General features: G+C 69.9%; 17 protein-coding genes. 6 read left to right on the top strand and 11 right to left on the bottom strand.

What is annotated here, in order from left to right; translation table 11 throughout:
* Positions 1-106 precede the first annotated feature (106 nt).
* Together LWP59_RS02310 and LWP59_RS02305 are read right to left on the bottom strand one after the other, a co-directional pair.
* Positions 107-1,378, bottom strand: a complete 1,272-nt coding sequence (locus LWP59_RS02310) for a geranylgeranyl reductase family protein (protein ID WP_144642068.1) — start codon at positions 1,376-1,378, stop codon at positions 107-109.
* Positions 1,375-2,079, bottom strand: coding sequence for a demethylmenaquinone methyltransferase (locus LWP59_RS02305; RefSeq protein ID WP_144642067.1), 705 nt, complete (start codon positions 2,077-2,079; stop codon positions 1,375-1,377). The genes LWP59_RS02310 and LWP59_RS02305 overlap by 4 nt, the downstream gene beginning before the upstream one ends.
* A gap of 170 nt (positions 2,080-2,249) precedes the next feature.
* On the opposite strand from LWP59_RS02305, the gene LWP59_RS02300 reads away from it, so the two are divergent.
* Together LWP59_RS02300 and LWP59_RS02295 are read left to right on the top strand one after the other, a co-directional pair.
* Positions 2,250-3,218: a hypothetical protein gene (locus tag LWP59_RS02300; RefSeq protein ID WP_191334843.1), complete on the top strand. Its 969-nt coding sequence runs from the start codon at positions 2,250-2,252 to the stop codon at positions 3,216-3,218.
* 4 nt (positions 3,219-3,222) lie between these two features.
* On the top strand, positions 3,223-4,152 hold the full coding sequence (locus LWP59_RS02295; RefSeq protein ID WP_144646017.1) for a glycoside hydrolase family 43 protein: 930 nt from the start codon (positions 3,223-3,225) through the stop codon (positions 4,150-4,152).
* 103 nt (positions 4,153-4,255) lie between these two features.
* On the opposite strand, the gene LWP59_RS02290 is transcribed toward LWP59_RS02295, so the two are convergent.
* The 6 genes from LWP59_RS02290 to LWP59_RS02265 all read right to left on the bottom strand — a co-directional run bounded on the left by LWP59_RS02290 (position 4,256) and on the right by LWP59_RS02265 (position 9,596).
* Positions 4,256-4,600 carry a hypothetical protein gene (locus LWP59_RS02290; RefSeq protein ID WP_144646019.1) on the bottom strand — a complete coding sequence of 115 codons (345 nt, stop codon included), beginning with the start codon at positions 4,598-4,600 and terminating at the stop codon, positions 4,256-4,258.
* A gap of 172 nt (positions 4,601-4,772) precedes the next feature.
* Positions 4,773-5,120, bottom strand: coding sequence for a hypothetical protein (locus LWP59_RS02285; protein WP_144646021.1), 348 nt, complete (start codon positions 5,118-5,120; stop codon positions 4,773-4,775).
* A 439-nt stretch (positions 5,121-5,559) separates the two neighbouring features.
* On the bottom strand, positions 5,560-6,408 hold the full coding sequence (locus tag LWP59_RS02280; RefSeq protein ID WP_144646023.1) for a hypothetical protein: 849 nt from the start codon (positions 6,406-6,408) through the stop codon (positions 5,560-5,562).
* A 249-nt stretch (positions 6,409-6,657) separates the two neighbouring features.
* A complete protein-coding gene (locus tag LWP59_RS02275; protein ID WP_144646025.1) occupies positions 6,658-7,005 on the bottom strand; it encodes a hypothetical protein in 348 nt (115 codons plus the stop codon).
* A gap of 407 nt (positions 7,006-7,412) precedes the next feature.
* Positions 7,413-8,519, bottom strand: coding sequence for a glycosyltransferase family 4 protein (locus tag LWP59_RS02270; protein ID WP_144646027.1), 1,107 nt, complete (start codon positions 8,517-8,519; stop codon positions 7,413-7,415).
* Between the two features lie 3 nt (positions 8,520-8,522).
* Positions 8,523-9,596: a glycosyltransferase family 4 protein gene (locus tag LWP59_RS02265; protein WP_308431757.1), complete on the bottom strand. Its 1,074-nt coding sequence runs from the start codon at positions 9,594-9,596 to the stop codon at positions 8,523-8,525.
* A 202-nt stretch (positions 9,597-9,798) separates the two neighbouring features.
* Here LWP59_RS02265 and LWP59_RS02260 point away from each other — a divergent pair, with 202 nt between their 5' ends.
* Positions 9,799-10,635 (top strand): inositol monophosphatase family protein, encoded by an 837-nt coding sequence (locus LWP59_RS02260; RefSeq protein WP_144646029.1) that lies wholly within the window; start codon positions 9,799-9,801, stop codon positions 10,633-10,635.
* A 247-nt stretch (positions 10,636-10,882) separates the two neighbouring features.
* Here the strand turns inward: LWP59_RS02260 and LWP59_RS02255 are convergent, their stop codons facing one another.
* From LWP59_RS02255 to menD, 3 genes are all read right to left on the bottom strand, one after another.
* Positions 10,883-11,344, bottom strand: coding sequence for a DUF3592 domain-containing protein (locus LWP59_RS02255; RefSeq protein ID WP_194687748.1), 462 nt, complete (start codon positions 11,342-11,344; stop codon positions 10,883-10,885).
* 21 nt (positions 11,345-11,365) lie between these two features.
* Positions 11,366-12,880: a M1 family metallopeptidase gene (locus LWP59_RS02250; RefSeq protein ID WP_144646031.1), complete on the bottom strand. Its 1,515-nt coding sequence runs from the start codon at positions 12,878-12,880 to the stop codon at positions 11,366-11,368.
* A gap of 673 nt (positions 12,881-13,553) precedes the next feature.
* Complete coding sequence (gene menD, locus LWP59_RS02245; RefSeq protein ID WP_186383495.1) at positions 13,554-15,209, bottom strand: 2-succinyl-5-enolpyruvyl-6-hydroxy-3-cyclohexene-1-carboxylic-acid synthase; 1,656 nt, start codon at positions 15,207-15,209, stop codon at positions 13,554-13,556.
* Between the two features lie 57 nt (positions 15,210-15,266).
* Here menD and LWP59_RS02240 point away from each other — a divergent pair, with 57 nt between their 5' ends.
* From LWP59_RS02240 to LWP59_RS02230, 3 genes are read left to right on the top strand one after another with little or no spacing between them, the layout of a single operon-like run.
* Positions 15,267-16,190: a 1,4-dihydroxy-2-naphthoyl-CoA synthase gene (locus tag LWP59_RS02240; RefSeq protein ID WP_144643452.1), complete on the top strand. Its 924-nt coding sequence runs from the start codon at positions 15,267-15,269 to the stop codon at positions 16,188-16,190.
* A gap of 9 nt (positions 16,191-16,199) precedes the next feature.
* Positions 16,200-17,330 carry an o-succinylbenzoate--CoA ligase gene (menE, locus tag LWP59_RS02235; protein ID WP_186383496.1) on the top strand — a complete coding sequence of 377 codons (1,131 nt, stop codon included), beginning with the start codon at positions 16,200-16,202 and terminating at the stop codon, positions 17,328-17,330.
* Between the two features lie 33 nt (positions 17,331-17,363).
* Entirely contained in the window at positions 17,364-17,501 is a 138-nt protein-coding gene (locus LWP59_RS02230) for a hypothetical protein (protein ID WP_186383497.1), read from the top strand.
* Positions 17,502-17,507: the final 6 nt, after the last annotated feature.

The raw sequence follows: 17,507 nt of genomic DNA, 5'->3' as shown, positions 1-17,507 counted from the left end.
GCCGCGAAAGTGCCCGAGCGGCCCCGACCTGGGACAAAAGGAGCAAGATCGTCAGCAGCATCCGTGTTCACGGAGAGTCAATGTGACGTAACCCACGCGGGATGTTTCACGCGCTGGGCGTAACCCGGGCCGCGAGAGCGATCATCCGGTCCACCGAGTCGCCGCCCTTGGCGTCGTAACAGCCGGAAAGACCCTTGTAGATCAGCGGAATGAGGGGGTTGACACGCAGCCCGTACTTGGTCGCGACTCGCATCACCTTCGGGTGCCCGATGGCCTTGGCGAACACGTTGCCGAGGCGGTAGTACCCGCCCATCAGCTCCTTCAGTGCCAGTGGGTAACCGTGCAGCGCCCGTTCGCGGGACGGCCCTTCGGGGCGGGCCAGCGCCTGCACGACGAACTCGGCGGCCAGCTGCGCCGACTCCATGGCCGAGGAGATGCCCTCGCCGTTGAACGGGCTCACCATGCCGCCGGCGTCGCCGAGCAGCAGCAGCCCGTCGCGGTAGTGCGGGGTGCGGTTGAAGCCCATCGGGAGCCCGGCGCCGCCGATCCGGCCGACGGCGTTCTCCTCGCGGTAGCCCCACTCCCCGGGCGTCGAGTCCAGCCACGACCGCAGCAGTGCGCGGTAGTCGGTGTTGCGGAAGGCCTTCGTCGTCGACAGCATGCCGAGGCCGACGTTGACGGTGCCGTCGCCGAGCGGGAACGCCCAGCCGTAGCCGGGCAGCAGCTTCGGGTTCCGCGGGTCGCTGCGGTCCCACAGCTCGAGGTGGCCCTCGATGAACGGGTCGTCGTGGCGCGGGCTCTTGTAGTACCGGCGCACCGCGACACCCATGGGCCGCTTGTCGTCGGTCTCGATGCCGACCGACCTGGCCAGCCGCGCGGACACCCCGTCGCAGGCCAGCACGAGCGGCGCCCGGTAACTGACCGGCGTCTTCTCCGGGCCTGTCTTCGCCTCGACACCGACCACGCGCCCGGTGCGCTCGTCGGTGATCGCGCCGGTCACCGTGGTCCGCTCCTGCAGGCGCGCGCCGGCCTTGACCGCGATCTTCGCCAGCAGGTCGTCGAAGTCGTGCCGGGTGCGCGAAACCCCGTACGGCGGGTAGCTCGTCAGATCCGGCCAGTCGAGTTCGAGGGTGAGGTCGCCGGTCAGGATGCGCAGCCCGCGGCTGTGCACCCAGCCCGCCTCCTGGCTGGTGTCGATGCCCAGGTCGATCAGTTGCTTGACGCCGCGCGGGGTCAGGCCGTCGCCGCACACCTTCTCGCGCGGGAACTCCGTCTTCTCCAGCAGCAGGACGTCGACCCCCGCGCGCGCCAGGTAGGTGGCCACGGTCGACCCGGCCGGGCCTGCCCCGACGACGATTACCTGGGCGTCAGCTGTCATGCCTCCGAGTCTAGAGGTGGCTTGATCGCGCGATGGATGGCGACGACGCCGAACGTGAGGTTCATCCATTCCACGCTGCGCCAGCCGGCGGACGCGATCGTCTGCGCGAGCGTGCGCTGGTCGGGCCAGGCCGCCATCGACTCGGCGAGATAGGAGTAGGCCTCGGGGTTGGTCGAGGAGAAGCGGCCCACCAGTGTCATCGCGCGCAGGATGAACCTGCGGTAGAGGAACCGGATCGGCGGGAACGGCGGGGTCGACACCTCGCAGATCACCAGCCGCCCCCCGGGCTTGACCACGCGCGCGATCTCGACCAGCGCGGCCTTGGTGTCGACGAAGTTGCGGATGCCGAAGGTGATCGTCGCGGCGTCGAAGCTCTCGTCGGCGAACGGCAGGTGCAGTGCGTCCGCGGCGACCATCGGTACCCCGCGGTGCTTGCCGCTGCGAAGCATGCCGAGCGAGAAGTCGGCGGCGAGGCACCAGGCGCCGCCCCGGGCGTACTCGGCGGTGGAGACTCCCGTGCCGGCGGCGAGGTCGAGCACCCGCTCGCCGGGCGAGGCGTCGAGCGCCCGCGCGGTGGTGGTCCGCCAGCGCCGGTCGAAGCCGAACGTCATGAAGGAGTTCGCGCGGTCGTAGCCGCCCGCGACGCCGTCGAACATGGCGGCGACCTCGTGCGGGTCCTTGTCGAGGTTCGCTCGGGACATAGCTAGAAACTAGCTGTGGGGGTTCCGGCTGGTCACCGGAGGGCGGCGTCCCGCTACTTCTATCGGGCGAAGCCACCGTCAGCAGGTGTGAAGTTTTCACGAACTGGGCACCTGGATGATGCGGTGAACAGGCAGTGACGGAGGGGGCACGATCCGTGGGTGGCGAGCGGGTGAGTGGAAAGGTCGGCCGTCGGGCGTTCCTCCTCCTGGCCGTCGGCGGTCTGGCGAGTGCCTGCGCCGGCCCGATGGTGACCGTCGCCGGGCGCGCGAACCCAGTCTCGGTTCCGTCGCCGAAGCCCGTGCCGGTCCCGCCGCCGCCCACCCCCTCGGTCTCCCTCGCGTCGCCCTCCCCGCTCGCGGTCGCCCGGTCGACCGCGGACACCCCGCTACGGATCGGGTTCTGCGGTGGCCCCAACGCCCCCGCCCTCGGCCGCATGACGGGGAACCTCGAGAGCGCGGGCGACCAGCTGACCCGCCAGATCGCCGAGTACCACACCGGCCACCCGATCCAGCCGGTCGTCGAGCTCATCGCGACCCGGGTGGTCTCCACCCCGGGCGCCGACGGGATGTACCGCAGCCGCGAGAGCGACAACACCATCCAGTCCTATCTGGACGAGGCGCGCAGGCTGAAAGGTATGCTGCTGCTCAACATCCAACCGGGTCACGCCGACTTCCCGACCGAGGTCCGCGCCTTCGAGAGATGGCTGAACGAACCCGACGTCGGGCTGGCGCTCGATCCGGAGTGGGCGGTGGACCCCGGCGTGCGGCCGGGCCAGAAGTTCGGGCACGTCTCGGGCGCCGTGCTGGACCAGGTCTCCAGCTACGTCTCGGATCTGGTGCGCCGGAACAACCTGCCGCCCAAGATGATGATCTACCACCAGGTGGCCACGTCCGTCGTCCGCGACGAAGGCGACCTGAAGCCGCACGACGGCGTGGTGCCGATCAAGGTCGTCGACGGCATCGGCAGCGCGGCGGCGAAGATCGCGACCTGGAACCTCGTGATGAAGCAGAAACCCGACCACGTGCAGGCCGGGTTCAAGCTCTTCTACGACGAGGACACCCGGCACGGAACTCCCTTGATGAAGCCAGAAGAGGTGCTGGCACTGCGTCCCGCGCCGACGTACGTCGTCTACGAGTGAGGTCATGAAGAAGAGCCGGCTGCGGGCCCTGTCCGTGGCGGCGGTGGCTGCCCTGCTCACCACCGGTGCCGCGCGCGTCGATCCCGTCACCCCGAAACTGCTGATCAACCAGGACTTCCCGGATCCGGCCGTGCTGCAGACGACCGGCGGCTACTTCGCCTACGGCACCAGCACCAGTTCCGCGAAGATCCCCTACGCCCTCGCCAGGGACCCGGACGGCCCGTGGGCGGTGCAGCGCGACGCGCTCGCCCGCGCGCCCCGCTGGGCGAAGCCCGACGGGGCCTTCTGGGCGCCCGACGTGGGACGCACCGACGACGGCCAGTACCGCATGTACTTCTCCGGCCAGCTCCCGTCGAACAACCAGATGTGCATCGGCACCGCGACGGCCCGGTCGCCCGCCGGGCCGTTCCAGCCGGCGGACGACGCCCCGCTGATCTGCCCGCCGGAGGACAACGGCGACATCGACCCACAGTCCTTCGTAGATTCCGATGGGACGCACTATCTGCTCTACAAGAGCAACGCGATGCCGACGACGATCTGGTTGCAGGAGATCGCCACCGACGGCACCACCCTCGTCGGTGGCCGCGTGCCACTCCTGCACGCCGACCGCGACACCGAGGCCAACGACACCGAAGCGCCGTCGCTGGTGCGGATCGGCTCCGGTTATGTGCTGTTCTACTCCGCGGACACCTACGAAAGCCCGAACTACCACACCGGCTACGCGACGTCGACCACGCTGAAAGGCCCGTACACGAAGGCAGACCAGCCGCTGCTCAGCACCGCGGGGCTGGGCAACCAGGTCAACGGTCCCGGTGGGGCGGACGTCGTGGCGGACCACATCTTCTTCCACGGCTGGCTGACCGCGGACCACAAAGGACGGGGCATGTACTCGCTGCCCGTCCGGTTCGAGAACGGCAAGCCGCAACTGGGCTGAAATACGATGCGGGGCCCGGACCTGTAGGTCCGGGCCCCGCATCCCTCCACCCACCGGCAGGCGCGCGAACGGGGAACCTTCGTTCGGCAGCCGGGAGCCTGGATCAGTTGTCCTGCGAGGTGCCGCCGTCCGCCACGCCCGAGGAGGCGCAGTTGTACGGGTTCTCGCCGGCCCCGGTGTTGTGGCCCGGCGACAGGACCGGCACGTTGAGGCCGTTGGCCACGTGCTGCACCGGCACCTGGACACCCAGCACGTTCACGTTGTCGTTGCAGATGCCGGGGGTGACGTTGACGTTGTGCGCCAGGTCCAGGTTGTTCAGGTTCGCGAGCGCGGCCTGGTCGGTGTCACCGTCGTAGTGGTGGCCGTACTCGGAAGCGGACGCGGTGCCGCTGAACAGGACCGCACCAGCGGCGATGGCGAATGCGGCGAAGCCAACCTTCTTAAGCACTGAATAACTCCTTGAAGATGTCGACGATCAGAAACAGAAGTGAGATACAACCAATGGGCGCGAGGTGGGGCGGGCACACGATCGAGTGATCATGCGGCCCAGTCCCACCTCGCGTCATCGACCAAGGAGGTCACGGTTCGGGCGGACCGTCACCCCGGGAAACGGTCTGGAGTCAGTTGTCCTGGCTCGTGCCGCCGTCTTCAACCCCGCCGGAGGCGCAGTTGTCGGGGTTCTCCCCCGCGGCGCCGTTGTGGCCCGGCGACAGGATCGGCACGCCGATGCCGTTGGCCGAGTCCTGCACCGGCACCTGGACACCGAGCACGTTCACGTTGTTGTGGCAGAAGCCGACCGTGGCGTTGACGTTGTGCAGCGCGTCGAGGTTGTTCACGTTGACGAGGCCGACCTGGTGGTCGTCGTCGCCGCCCCGGTAGTGGTGGGATTCGCTCGCCGACGCGACGCCGCCCAGCAACAGCATGCCAGCGGCCGCGGACGCGGCCACAAAACCCATCTTCTTCAACACAAGGAACTCCTCAAGAAGTTTCGGATTCAGGGACACCGGGCTTGTTCTTTCGAGAGATCATTTTCCCCGCCCGTGCAGCAAAAGTACCCACCATCACCGCACCCATCCACCGGGCGCCACCATCGTGTCGGCCCGCAAGGCTCTGACCGGGTATTTCGTCACCCGTTGGGGTGCATGCACTTTTACGCTTGGCTCGAAGACGATCTTTGTGCTACCCCGATTCCGTTGTCCTCCGAGGAGAAACCTTTGGTGGGGAAAGGGGTTGGCTGCGGCGTGTCGAGTTCCGGTCCCGCTGTCGTCCACAGTACGCTCGTGCCCGCCGCGTTGGAAGGAGTCCGTTCGTGTTGCCAGGCAGCGCTGAAAAGAGCTCTGCGCCGGCACGAAGCCGACGCAGAGCCCGGTCCACAACAGAAGGTTTCGCGATCAGTTCCAGCGGCGGTCAGTCGTCGCCGAACGCACCACTGGAGTTGGTGTAGCTCGCGGCGCCATCGTGACCAGCCGCAGAGCTGTCCACGTGGTACACCGCGCTGTCTTCGTCCGCGGCACTGAACTGCTGCCACGCACTCGCACCCTCGGGTCCGGCCGAGTAGCTCCACTTGTGGTAACGGGAGTGATCGCCGGTGGCCAGCGCGCCGGTGCCGTGAGAGCTGGCACCGCCAGGGCCGGCCGCGGTGGCCGAATCGTGGTGCACCGAGACGGTGTCGGGGACATCGGCCTCGTGGTGCACAACGTTTTCGTGTTCATCGTTGGCGTCGTGGTGCACAACGGCTTCATCGTGAGCCGGCTCGTGCTGCACGGCGTGGTGTTCGTTGTCGTCGGTGTCGTGGCAGCCACAGCCGGATGACTCGTGGTACACGACGGTGGCGTCCTGGTCGTTGTCGTCCGCGTCGTGACAGCCGCCGCCGCACTTCGGCGTCTCGGCGGCCTTGTGCCGGCCCGCCGGTTCGGCCTTGCGGTCGTGACCGCCGTAACCGAACCATTCGGTGTCGGCCCACGAGTTGCCGTGGTCACTGTCCTCGTGGCTGCTGGATGCGAGGTCGAAGACACCGGCGCCGCCGATGCCCGCCCACGAACCGTCGGCCGAGTACGAGGCGCCGTCGTCATCGGCGCTCGAACTCTGGTCGAACGTGGCGGCACCTCCCAACCCGGCATAGGAACCCGAGACACCGAAGGAGCTTCCGCCCCAGTCGTGCCAGGTGTCGGCGCCGGCTGTGCCGGTGCCGCTCATGAACAGGAACAAGGGGGCTACGAGCACCCCGGCTCCCACCACCTTTTTGCGCAGAGACATGGTTGTTCTGTCTCCCTTTCAACAGTGAAAGGCGGCCTGCAGTACTGTCAATCGTCGAAGTCCGCCTGTTGCCGGTTGATCGTTTCGAGGCCTCGAACCGAAGATACCCAACGGAAATCGAATCAACAGTGTTCGTTTTGCCGGGGGCACTCGATAGGGGGGACGGCTGTAACGCCAGCGCGCCCGATGCCCAGAGAGAGGCTGTAGCGGCAGCTTCACTGTTCCACTCGAACTGGTGGTCCGAACCTGTCAGCCGACGGCGGGCCAGGCTTCCGCCTCGACCGAGAGGGCGGTGGCGACGTCCAGCTCGCCGCTGCGCACCTGCGCGGCCAGGGAATCCGGCTCCGCGGGCAGGAAGAGCCAGCCCCGCACGTGCTCGTCCGAGTAGCGCGGCGGCTCACCGTCGCCGAACCCGAGCGCATCGAAATGGTCGCGCGCGGCCAGTGTCTGCGGCACCCAGCTCCTCCCCCAGCGCAGCACGATGCGGGCCAGGTCGTTGGGCACGTCGGCGGGGTGGATGAGCCGGTCGCCCGTGATCGGGATGAGGTGGGGCGTGTAGGTCGCGCCCGGTGCGGTGACAGTCAGGTAGTCAGCCATGTCTCGTGCCTCGGTCCAGGTCTCGTTCAGCTCTGTTCGTGCGCGCGGGCACGGGGGTGGTCCGCGCGCACGAAGTGTGCGGCCCGGGACGAACCCGGCCGCCGAATAGCGTCCGACTACGGAGCGCCAAGATCTTCGGAGTTTTCGAAATCCAAACCACACTATTAGGTGGTTTGGATTTCTGATTCGTCACTATCTCAGCCCCCACCGGAAACACCTCCACGGATTTCCGCTCCACAATTCCGACCCGCCCGATCTATTGAACCGCCAACACCGTTGAAACGCAGGAAGCGCTTCACGGCGGTACGGCCGGGCTGGAAGTCCCAGCTCGGCAACTCTTCCCTGGCTACGCTTCTGAACCGAAGCGAGATGTTAGCGAAAGGGACGAGCGCCTCACAAGCGGGTGGTCAATGCGGCATGACGGAGAGCATTCCGCGCACCGACTCGGGCCAGGTGAATTCTTCGGCGCGGGCCCGTGCCGCCGCTCGGCGCGCTTCTTCCGGGCTTTCCAGCAAACCGGTAACCGCGCTCGCGAACGCCACCGAAAGATCAGGAACGGCGGCGCCGCAGCCGGGACCGACTATTTCACGCAAGGCCGAAGAAGCGGATACGACGACCGGGGTACCCGAGGCCAGCGCCTCCAGCGCGGCCAGCCCGAAGGTTTCGTGCGGCCCGGGCGCGAGCGACACGTCGGCGCTCGCGAGCAGCCGGGCCACCTCGGTGCGACTGGACACATAGCCCAGGAATGTCACAGGTAGGCCGCGCGCCCGCCGTTCCAAGGCGCGTCGTCGTGGCCCGTCCCCCGCGATGACCAGCCGCACCCGGTCGCCCGACTCGGTCAGCTCGGCGACGGTGTCCACACTTCGTTCGACGTGCTTCTCGGGCGATAGACGTCCGCAGTGGACCAGCAACGCGTCGGCGCCGCCGGCCAGGGCGGTCCGCCAGCCCTCGTCCCGGCGCCGGGGCGCGAACGCGGCGAGGTCGACCCCGAGCGGGACCCGCTGCACGTTCGGGACGCCGATCCGGTCGAACTCCTCGCGGGCGAACGCGGTGGTGCAGACGACCTTGTCGTAGCTGCTCGCCATCCGGCGGTTCGCGGCGTCCGCGACGCGGCGGGCCAGCGGGGTCGGCAGCAGGAACTGCTCGAGCAGCCGGTCGAGCCGCTCGTGTGAGATCACCACGCTCGGCACCCCGTGGCGGCTCGCCCAGCCACCCATCCCGCGCAGGGTGAGCCGGTCGGACACCTCCAGCCGGTCGGGCCGCAGCTCGCGCAGCAGCGCCTGCACGCGGAACGGGTCCACCGCGCGGTAACCGCCCGTCGCCGGGATCTTCGGCGCGGGCAGGGAAAACCGGCGCACGCCGGTGGGCAGCCACTCCTCGCGATAGCTACTCCCGGGTACGACGAGGGTCACCTGATGCCCGCTCGCGACGTACCCGGCGCCGAGGTGGTGCAGCGCGGTGCGCAGGCCGCCGGATCGTGGTCCGTAGAAGTTGGCCAGCTGAACGATGTGCATCGCTCACGCCGCGCGTGCGACGCGGCCGGTCACGGCCTCGTAGTGCCCGACGAGCTCCGCGCACACCGCGGGCCAGGTCCGTCCGAGCACCACCTTGCGGGCCTTCCGCCCGAGCCGCGCCCGCAGCGCCGGGTCGCGCAGGTCGTTCACCCTGGCGACCAGCTCGCGCTCGAAGCCGGGCCGGTCCGCAGGGAGCAGGTAGCCGGTGCGACCGGGCAGTACGAGGTCCTTGGGACCGCCGGCATCCGGCGCCAGCACGGGCAAACCGGAGGCCATCGCCTCCTGCACCGCCTGGCAGAACGTCTCGTACGGACCTGTGTGGACGAACACGTCGAGGCTCGCGTACGCCGCGGAAAGCTCGCCGCCGTACCGGGCGCCGAGGAAGGCCGCGTCGGGGATGCGTTCGCGCAGCAGCTCGAGTTCGGGCCCGTCGCCGACCACGACCACGCGGACGCCCTCGACGCCGGCCAGCGCGATGAGCCGGTCGACCTCCTTCTCGGGCGCGAGCCTGCCGACGAACCCGACGAGCAGCTCCCCGTTCGGCGCGAGTTCGGCGCGGAGCGCCGGATCGGCGTGTCCAGGCGCGAACCGGTCCACGTCGACACCTCTGCCCCACTTGTACACGCGCGGTATGCCGTGTGTACGCAGGTTGTCTACGGCGTCGGTGGAAGGTGCCAGGGTCCGGTCCGCCTTGCAGTGCAGCCGCCGGACCCAGCGCCACGCGGCCCGGGCGCCGAGGCCGAGGCCGTACGCGGTGGCGAAGCCGGCGATGTCGGTCTGGTAGACCGCGACGGAGGGCACCCGCAGCCGCCGGGCGGCGGCCAGTCCGCGCGCGCCCACCACGAACGGCGACGCCAGGTGCACCACGTCGGGGCGGAACCCGGCCAGCGCGGTCAGCACGGTCCTGGTCGGCAGCCCGATCGGCAGCGAGTTGACCACGGGCAGGTCAACGGCGGGGATCCGGACCACCGGCGCGCCCCGGTACTCGGCGGGGCCGGTCAGCCCAGGGGCGACCACGAGCACCTCGTGACCGCGCTCGCGCAGGTGCTCCACGATTCGCAGTACGGAGTTGGTCACGCCGTTCACCTGCGGGAGGAAGCTTTCGGTGACGATGGCGACTCGCACCCGGTCAACGTCTCACGGCGTCCGGTTCGTCCGGGGAAGGCCGTGTAACTGCCACTTGAACGGTGCCGGAACTTCTCGGAGCTACGCCTTCCGGAGTAGACACTTCATCTCGTCGTAGCGTCCCGGCCACTCAGCGCGGCCACACTAAACCGGCGTGACCCTTTTATCCGCCCGCCCGTCCCAGCCGGTCGAGCCCGGCCTGCTGTCACGGGCGCTCGAGGTCGCCGGACGGCTCGCCAACGACGCCACCGACGTGATCACCGCGACCGCGGGCCGGGGCGCCCACCCCGACACCAGGGACTCGCCCTTCGACTGGGTCACCGACACCGACCGGATCCTGGAGCGGCACACCCGCCGCGTGCTGACCGCCGAGTTCCCCGGAATTCCGGTGGTCGGCGAGGAGTTCGGCGCGGACCACGGCGCCGAGGACGCGCCGTACCGCTGGGTCGTCGACCCGGTCGACGGAACCGCGAACTACGTCGCCGGGGTGCCGTGGTGCGCCTACAGCCTCGCGTTGATCGACGCGTCCGGACCGGTCGTGGGGGTCGTCGCCGACCCGTACCGCGCGCAGATCTACGCCGCCGCGCGTGGCCGTGGCACCCGCGCGAACGGCAAGCCGGTGCGGTTGATCGACCGCGGGATCACCGAAGGCGCGATCGTGTGCACCGAGCTCGCGCGGCGCGGACCGTGGCCGGGCATGGGCGAGTTCATCGAACGGGCTGCCGCCGCGCACGCCGGCGTCCGGGTGCTCGGGTCGGCGGCGCTGTCGATCGCGCAGGTCGCACTCGGGCACGCGTCGGCCGCGGTGCTGCACAGCTATCACGAATGCGACGTCGCGGGTTCGGTCGCGCTGGCGCTCGAAGCAGGTGCGTCGGTGCTCGACCGCCGCGGCGAGGGCACCGCGCTGCCGGGCGACGGGCTGCTGGTCGCGGCACCGAGCGCGGCCGAGGAAGTGCTGTCCTGGTGGCAGGAGACGGCCGGGGTGAACTGAATGGATCTTGCTGGGCCGGTCGTGCGTCTACAGGGTCGTTCCCCACCGGTCGGAGTGACCTGGTGATCATCTACGGCTGGCGTCGCTATGTGCGCGACCTGGCGATCTGTGCGGGCGTTGCGGCAACCCGAGCGCACACGTCCTGCGGCGCGTGGTCACGAAGGTGATGCAGGGCCAGGCTCAGCCGCCGATGCCCCCTGCTCCTGCTCCGCAGGCGCCTGGGCAGCAGCCGTACCCGGGCAACTGACTACTTGCCCGTGAGTGCGGGCGCGGGCTCGGCGACCGCGGGCGTGGCACGGCGGCTGCGGTAGCGGATCCACCACAGCAGTCCGCCTGCCACCACCCAGGTGACCAGGGTCGTCGTGCCCAGCGGGAGCAGTGTCAGCGTCGCGGTGCGGCCGGCGACGCGGGCCAGCTCCGGGTTGGCCGTGTCGTACTCGACCCGCACCAGGTCCCCCGCCACCAGGCCGCCGGGATAGAGGACGCCGTTCGCCGGGATGTGCACGATGCCGTCCGGGGTGTCGAACCGGATGATCGTGCGGTCCCACGAGACCGAGTCCACCTCGGCGTTGGCGGCGCCGAGGTGGCTCGTGATGGCCTCGTCGTTGCGGATCGCGGCGAGGAGCAGGCCGACGCACAGCACCGTGATCAGTACCGCGGCGCCGAGCACGACGCGTCGTGCGATGCGCTGCCGCTGGGTGCTCCTCACCCCTCCAGGGTAGCCAGGACGTCAGTACTGGTGGGCGGCCGCCAGTAGTTCGTGCGTCTGCTGGATCTTCGCGTACGACTTGGGCGCTGTGGGCGCCTGTGCCGTGCGGAAGGTGCTCGCACCGTTCGGGCCGATGGCCGGCTTGCCCTTGGTGAACAGCCACGTGGTGAACAGGTCCTGCAGCGGCTTGCCGGAGATCTGCTCGGCCAGCGCGATGAACTGCTGGATGCGTGCGTCGCCGCCCTTGTGCTGGGCCACCCAGGTCCTGAGGATCGTGAAGAACGCGTCGTCGCCGACCTCGGTGCGCAGCGCCTGCAGGGTCAGCGCGCCGCGGTCGTACACGGCGTCGTCGAATTGGTTGGCCGCTCCAGGGTCGCCCGGCAGCACCTGCCACAGCGCGTCGTTCGCGGGGTGCGAGTCGTAGACGTACTGGGCGAGCTCGGCGGGGGTGCCTTCGCCTTCGTGCCCGGACCAGAGGTACTCGGCGTAGGAGGCGAAGCCCTCGTTGAGCCAGATGTCGCTCCAGCGGCCGAGCGAAACGGCGTCGCCGAACCACTGGTGGGTGTTCTCGTGCGCGATGACCGAGGTGTTGCTGCCGGACCGGAAGAACGCCGCGCCGTAGACCGGCCGGGTCTGCGCTTCGAGCGCGAAGTTGAGGCCTGTGGAGACGACGCCGCCCTGCGCCTCGAACGGGTAAGGCCCGAACTGCGTCGCGAGGAACGCGTCGATCTCGGGCGTGCGCTCGACGCTCGCCTTCGCCGCGTCGAGCGATTCGCCTGCCGCCGGGTCGTAGGCGGTGATGAACGGCTTGCCGTCCGGGGTGGTCGACTGGTTGACCTCGAAGGCGCCGACCTCGAGGGTCGTGAGGTACGTCGCCTGGGGCTGAGTGCTGCGCCAGTTCCAGCGGGTCCAGCCGGGGCGCTGCTTCGTGGTGCGGACGAGTGTGCCGTTGGAGAGGGCGGAGACGTTGTCGGGAACCTCGACCGAGACGTCGTAGGTGGCCTTGTCGGTGGGGTGGTCGTTGGCGGGGAACCACCACTGGGAGTTCTGCGGCTCGTCCACGGCGAGTGCGCCGTCGGGGGTCTTCTTCCAGGCCGTGTAGCCGTCGATGACGACCTTCGAGGGGGTGTCGGCGTAGTTGACGACGACGGTCAGGCTCTGGTTCTTGTTCAGCGCCTTGCCCGGGGTGACGACGAGCTCGCCGTTCTCGTTCGGGTCGGCGTGGAAGGTCGCGGGGACGTTGTTGACCAGGACGGAGTTGACGTGCAGCCCGAAGTCGAGGTCGAAGCTGGACAGGTCCTGGGTGGCCTTGGCGAGGATCGTCGTCGTGCCGGACAGGAGGTCGGTGGCGGGCTGGTAGGTCAGGCGGATGTCGTAGTGGGAGACGTCGTAGCCGCCGTTGCCCGCGTAGGGGTAGTAGGGGTCGCCGACGCCCGACGCACCCGCCGCGGGGGCGGCGCTGGCTGTGGCGGTGAGCAGAGTGGTCGCGATGCCGGTGGCGACAGCCCCCAGGCCCGCTCGAGTTCGCAGACGCATGGCGGCGAAATTAGCGAGAAAACGGACAACGGGATACGGCCTTAAGGAGGGTCTTACTGTCCGGGACGCACTCCGGGCGGTTTTTGCCCGAGTGGACAGGTGGGGTGGTCCGGGTGGTCGGGCGTTGGGGGTGAGGCGGGTGCGGGGTGGGACGGGGGTCTGGGGTGCGACGGGGGTCTGGGCGGGCTGGGTGGGGACGGGGGGCTGGGGTGGGTGGCGGGGTCGGGGCACGGGTGGGCGAGTGGTGGGTTCATGGCTGGGCAAGTCGCGGGCCACGGGGGGGCGTGCGGTGGGTTCGGGGATGGGCAAGTCGCGGGCCACGAGTGGCCAAGTCGTGCGCCGCCAGTGGGCACCTCGCACGGCACCAGTGGGCACCTGGCACCGCATCGGTGGGCACCTGGCACCGCATCGGTGGGCATCTCGCACGGCGCAGCACCCTAGGCATCTCGCGCGCCATCGGTAGGCATCTCGTGCGGGCACCGCTAGGCGCCTCGCGCCCGACCAGTGGGCATCTCGCAGGCACCAGTGGGCACCTCGTGCAGCACGGCACCGCTGGGCACCTCGCGCGGGCACCACTAGGCATCTCGCACGCCACCAGTGGGCACCTCGCGCAACGCCCCAACGCTGGCCACCTCACCCGCCACCCGGCAGCCAACTCACCCGCCAGCCCGCCTCACCCCAAGGCCGACGACACAGCCTCCCGCACCCGGGCGTGCAAGTCGCGATGCCGCGACCTGTCCACTCGCACCTCCACGACTCGCAGGCCCGGCGCCGGCCGTAGCGCGGAGCGGAACTCGGCCACGCTGGAGACCAGCTGGTGCGGCACGTTGAACCCCGCACACAAAGCCCCCAGGTCGGCGCCGTGCGGGGTGCCGAAGACCCGCTCGAACGAGTCCCGGTGCTCGGGCGCGCCCTGCTCCAGCAGCGAGAAGATCCCGCCGCCGTCGTCGTTGAGCACCACGATTGTCAAGTCGGGGCGGTCGTCCGCCAAGAGGGCATTGACGTCGTGCAGGAAGGTCAGGTCTCCGAGCAGCGCGTACGACTGGCCGCGGTGCACACTCGCCGCGCCGATGGCCGTCGACACCGTGCCGTCGATGCCCGCCACCCCGCGGTTGCGGTGCACCAGCACGTCCGGCCGCATCCGGCCGGCCAGCGCCACATCCCGCGTCGGGTTCGAGGAGCCGACCACCAGCAACGCGTCCGGCGGCACCGCGTCGATCAACTCCGTCGCGATCCGCAAGCCGCTCGGCCACTGCTCGCGCCCCAAGGCCTCCCGAACCGCCGCCCCCGCCGCCCGATCCGCGCGCTGCCAGCTCGCCAGCCACTCGGGGTCAGCCGGCTTCGTCGGCTCGTCGAACCACTGCCCGACCTGCCGCACGTTGTGCGCGGGCGCCGGCCAGTCCGAATCCGGCCGGACCAGCAACACCTCCACGTCGGCATCCGACAACAGCGCCTGCACCTGCCGGAACACCGTCGGCCGCCCGATGCACAGCACCTGCTCGGGCTTGTGCGCCGCGATGAACTCCGCCGCCCCCAGCAACCACACGCCGCTCGCGATACCCGTCGAACCGGACAACCCGAGCCCGCCGGTCTCCGAGACCACCGGCCAGCCGTGCTGCTCCGCCCACTCGCTCGCCGCGCGCACCCCGCTGTCACAGGCGATCACGAGGCCGCACCGCGCCGAGGGCACCACGAACGACGGCAACGCGCCGAAGTCCGGCAACTCCGTCCACCGCGCCCCGCCCGGCCGCCCGTCCAGCGACTCGTACCACTCGTCCGAGCCGTCGGGCACCAGCGGTTCGCGGAACGGGATGTTCAGGTGCACCGGGCCGCACCGCCACTCGCCGTAGGCCGCGTTCCACGCCCGGCAGATCTGGCTGCGCCAGTACGCGTTCTGCCCGGCACGGCGCTCGGCCACGGCGAGCTCGTCGAAGTACCGCACCGCATTGCCGTAGAGCCGCTGCTGCTCGACGACCTGGTTCGCCCCCGCAGCACGCAGCTCCGGCGGCCGGTCCGCGGTCAGCACGATCAGCGGCACCCCGGCGCGGTCGGCCTCTAGCACCGCCGGGTGGAAGTTCGCAGCCGCCGTGCCCGAGGTGCAGATCACCGCGACCGGGCGCCCGGTGCGCGCGGCGATGCCCAGCGCGAGGAACGCGGCACCTCGCTCGTCGATCCGGACGTGCAGCTGCAGCCGGCCGGCCGCCGCGGCGTCGTGCAGGGCCAGCGACAGCGGCGCGTTGCGCGAACCGGGACACAGCACGACGTGGGAAACGGTGTTGCGGACGAGTTCGTCGACGAGGACTCTGGCCTGCGCGGTCGACGGGTTCACCAGGTCCTCCCTGGTGTGTCGTCCATCATCTCGGCCACAGGTCCTATTCTCCCAAACGTGCATGACGCCCAGGTTTCCGAGCTGTTCGACCCCGCCGCGTGGACCGAGGTCGAGGGTTTCGGCTTCACCGACATCACTTACCACCGCTCCGCAGAAGCACGCTCCGGAAAGCGTGTAGTGCGCATCGCGTTCGACCGTCCCGAGGTCCGCAACGCCTTCCGGCCACACACCGTGGACGAGCTCTACCGCGCACTCGATCACGCGCGGATGAGCTCGGACGTCGGCTGCGTCCTGCTCACCGGGAACGGCCCGTCGCCCAAGGACGGCGGGTGGGCTTTTTGTTCCGGTGGTGACCAGCGTATTCGCGGTCGGTCCGGCTATCAGTACGCGAGCGGCGAGACCTCCGACACGGTGGACCCCGCGCGGGCCGGCCGCCTGCACATTCTCGAGGTCCAACGCCTGATCAGGTTCATGCCGAAGGTCGTGATCTGCGTGATCCCGGGCTGGGCCGCGGGCGGCGGCCACTCGCTGCACGCCGTGTGCGACCTCACGCTGGCCTCCGCCGAGCACGCCCGGTTCAAGCAGACCGACGCCGACGTGGGCTCCTTCGACGGCGGGTTCGGGTCGGCGTACCTGGCGCGCCAGGTCGGGCAGAAGTTCGCCCGGGAGATCTTCTTCCTCGGCCGCGAGTACACCGCCGAGCAGATGCACCAGATGGGCGCGGTCAACGCCGCCGTCCCGCACGAGTCGCTCGAGGCCGAGGCGCTGCAGTGGGCGTGGGAGATCAACGGCAAGTCGCCCACGGCCCAGCGCATGCTCAAGTACTCGTTCAACCTGATCGACGACGGCCTGGTCGGCCAACAGCTGTTCGCAGGCGAGACGACGCGACTGGCGTACATGCAGGACGAAGCCGTCGAGGGGCGTGACGCGTTCCTCGAGAAGCGCTCGCCCGACTGGTCGAACTTCCCTTACTACTACTGAGGTCCCCCGTTGCGCGTAGTAGAGATCAAAGGCCCGGTCGACGAGCTGCGGAACGCGTTGGCCGACGCGCTCGACGGCGGGCCGGCTGTGTTGCCGCTGGCGCCGGGTTCGGAGCAGCTGCGGGATGCGATGACGCCGTCGGAGGCCGCCGAGCCGGACACGGCCGTGATCATCGCCACGTCCGGCTCGACCGGCGAGCCCAAGGGCGTGCTGCTGTCCGCGGACGCCTTGCGGGCCTCGGCGACGGCGACCCACAAGCGCCTCGGCGGCCCGGGGCACTGGCTGCTCGCGACGCCGGCGAACTACATCGGCGGCCTGCAGGTCATCGTCCGCTCGTTGCTCGCGGGCACGACCTGTGCTGCGCTGCCGGCGGGTCATTTCACCGGGGATCTGTTCGCGGAAGCCGCGGCGCCCGTCCTTCGCGAGGACGGACCGCGCTACACCGCGCTGGTGCCCACCCAGCTCACTCGCATCCTCGACAGCGGCAGTGCGGGGCTGGCCGCGGCCCGCGCGTTCGACGCGATCATCATCGGTGCCGCGGCGACCTCGGCGGGACTGCGCGAGCGGGCGTCAGGGGCGGGAGTGAGGATCGTGCCTGCGTACGGCATGAGCGAGACCGCGAGCGGATGCGTGTACGACGGTGTGCCCCTCGACGGCGTCGAGGTGCGCATCGGGCCGGACGAGCGGGTGCTGATCTCCGGCGCCGTGCTCACCCACGGGTACCGGTTACGGCCGGATCTCACCGCCGACGCCCTGGTCGACGGCTGGTTCCGCACTGGCGACCGTGGACGGCTGGTCGACGGCAGGCTCGAGGTGCTCGGCCGCCTGGACGACGTGATCAACACCGGCGGCGTCAAGGTCCCGGCGGCCGCCGTCGAGCGCGCCCTGGCTGCGTGCGCGGGCGTGCGGGACTCGTGCGTCGTGGGCTTGCCGGACGCGGAATGGGGCCAGATCGTCGCCGCAGCGGTGGTCGCCGACAGTCCGGTCGCCGTCGACGACCTGCGGGCGGCCGTGCGTGCCTCGGCGGGTGCGGCGGCGGTGCCGAAGCGATTCGAGTTCGTCGACGCCCTGCCGTTGCGTGGTCCCGGGAAGATCGACCGAGCGGCCGTGGCGGCGCGAGTTTTCCCCACAGTTGGTTGACAACTTGCGAGTAACCGGTTTTCACTCGGCTGCATGAAACGCTTCGTCTTCGCCGCCCTGGCCTTCCTGACCCTGGCGATCGCCGGCGCGCCCGCGGCGTCGGCTGCCACGGCCACGGACGAACCGGGCAGCGGCACGCTCACCTGGTCCCTCCCGACCAACGCGGAGTAGTGGCCG

It is taken from the genome of Amycolatopsis acidiphila (genome assembly GCF_021391495.1).
Taxonomy (GTDB): Bacteria; Actinomycetota; Actinomycetes; order Mycobacteriales; family Pseudonocardiaceae; genus Amycolatopsis_E; species Amycolatopsis_E acidiphila.
This window is presented reverse-complemented; position numbering and strand designations above follow the sequence as displayed.

Excerpts from the sequence above, each read along its gene's own strand:
- LWP59_RS02310 (WP_144642068.1), bottom strand. The coding sequence starts at position 1,378 with ATGACAGCTGACGCCCAGGTAATCGTCGTCGGGGCAGGCCCGGCCGGG.
- LWP59_RS02305 (WP_144642067.1), bottom strand. The coding sequence starts at position 2,079 with ATGTCCCGAGCGAACCTCGACAAGGACCCGCACGAGGTCGCCGCCATG.
- LWP59_RS02295 (WP_144646017.1), top strand. The coding sequence starts at position 3,223 with ATGAAGAAGAGCCGGCTGCGGGCCCTGTCCGTGGCGGCGGTGGCTGCC.
- LWP59_RS02280 (WP_144646023.1), bottom strand. The coding sequence starts at position 6,408 with ATGTCTCTGCGCAAAAAGGTGGTGGGAGCCGGGGTGCTCGTAGCCCCC.
- LWP59_RS02275 (WP_144646025.1), bottom strand. The coding sequence starts at position 7,005 with ATGGCTGACTACCTGACTGTCACCGCACCGGGCGCGACCTACACGCCC.
- LWP59_RS02270 (WP_144646027.1), bottom strand. The coding sequence starts at position 8,519 with ATGCACATCGTTCAGCTGGCCAACTTCTACGGACCACGATCCGGCGGC.
- LWP59_RS02250 (WP_144646031.1), bottom strand. The coding sequence starts at position 12,880 with ATGCGTCTGCGAACTCGAGCGGGCCTGGGGGCTGTCGCCACCGGCATC.
- LWP59_RS02230 (WP_186383497.1), top strand. The coding sequence starts at position 17,364 with ATGAAACGCTTCGTCTTCGCCGCCCTGGCCTTCCTGACCCTGGCGATC.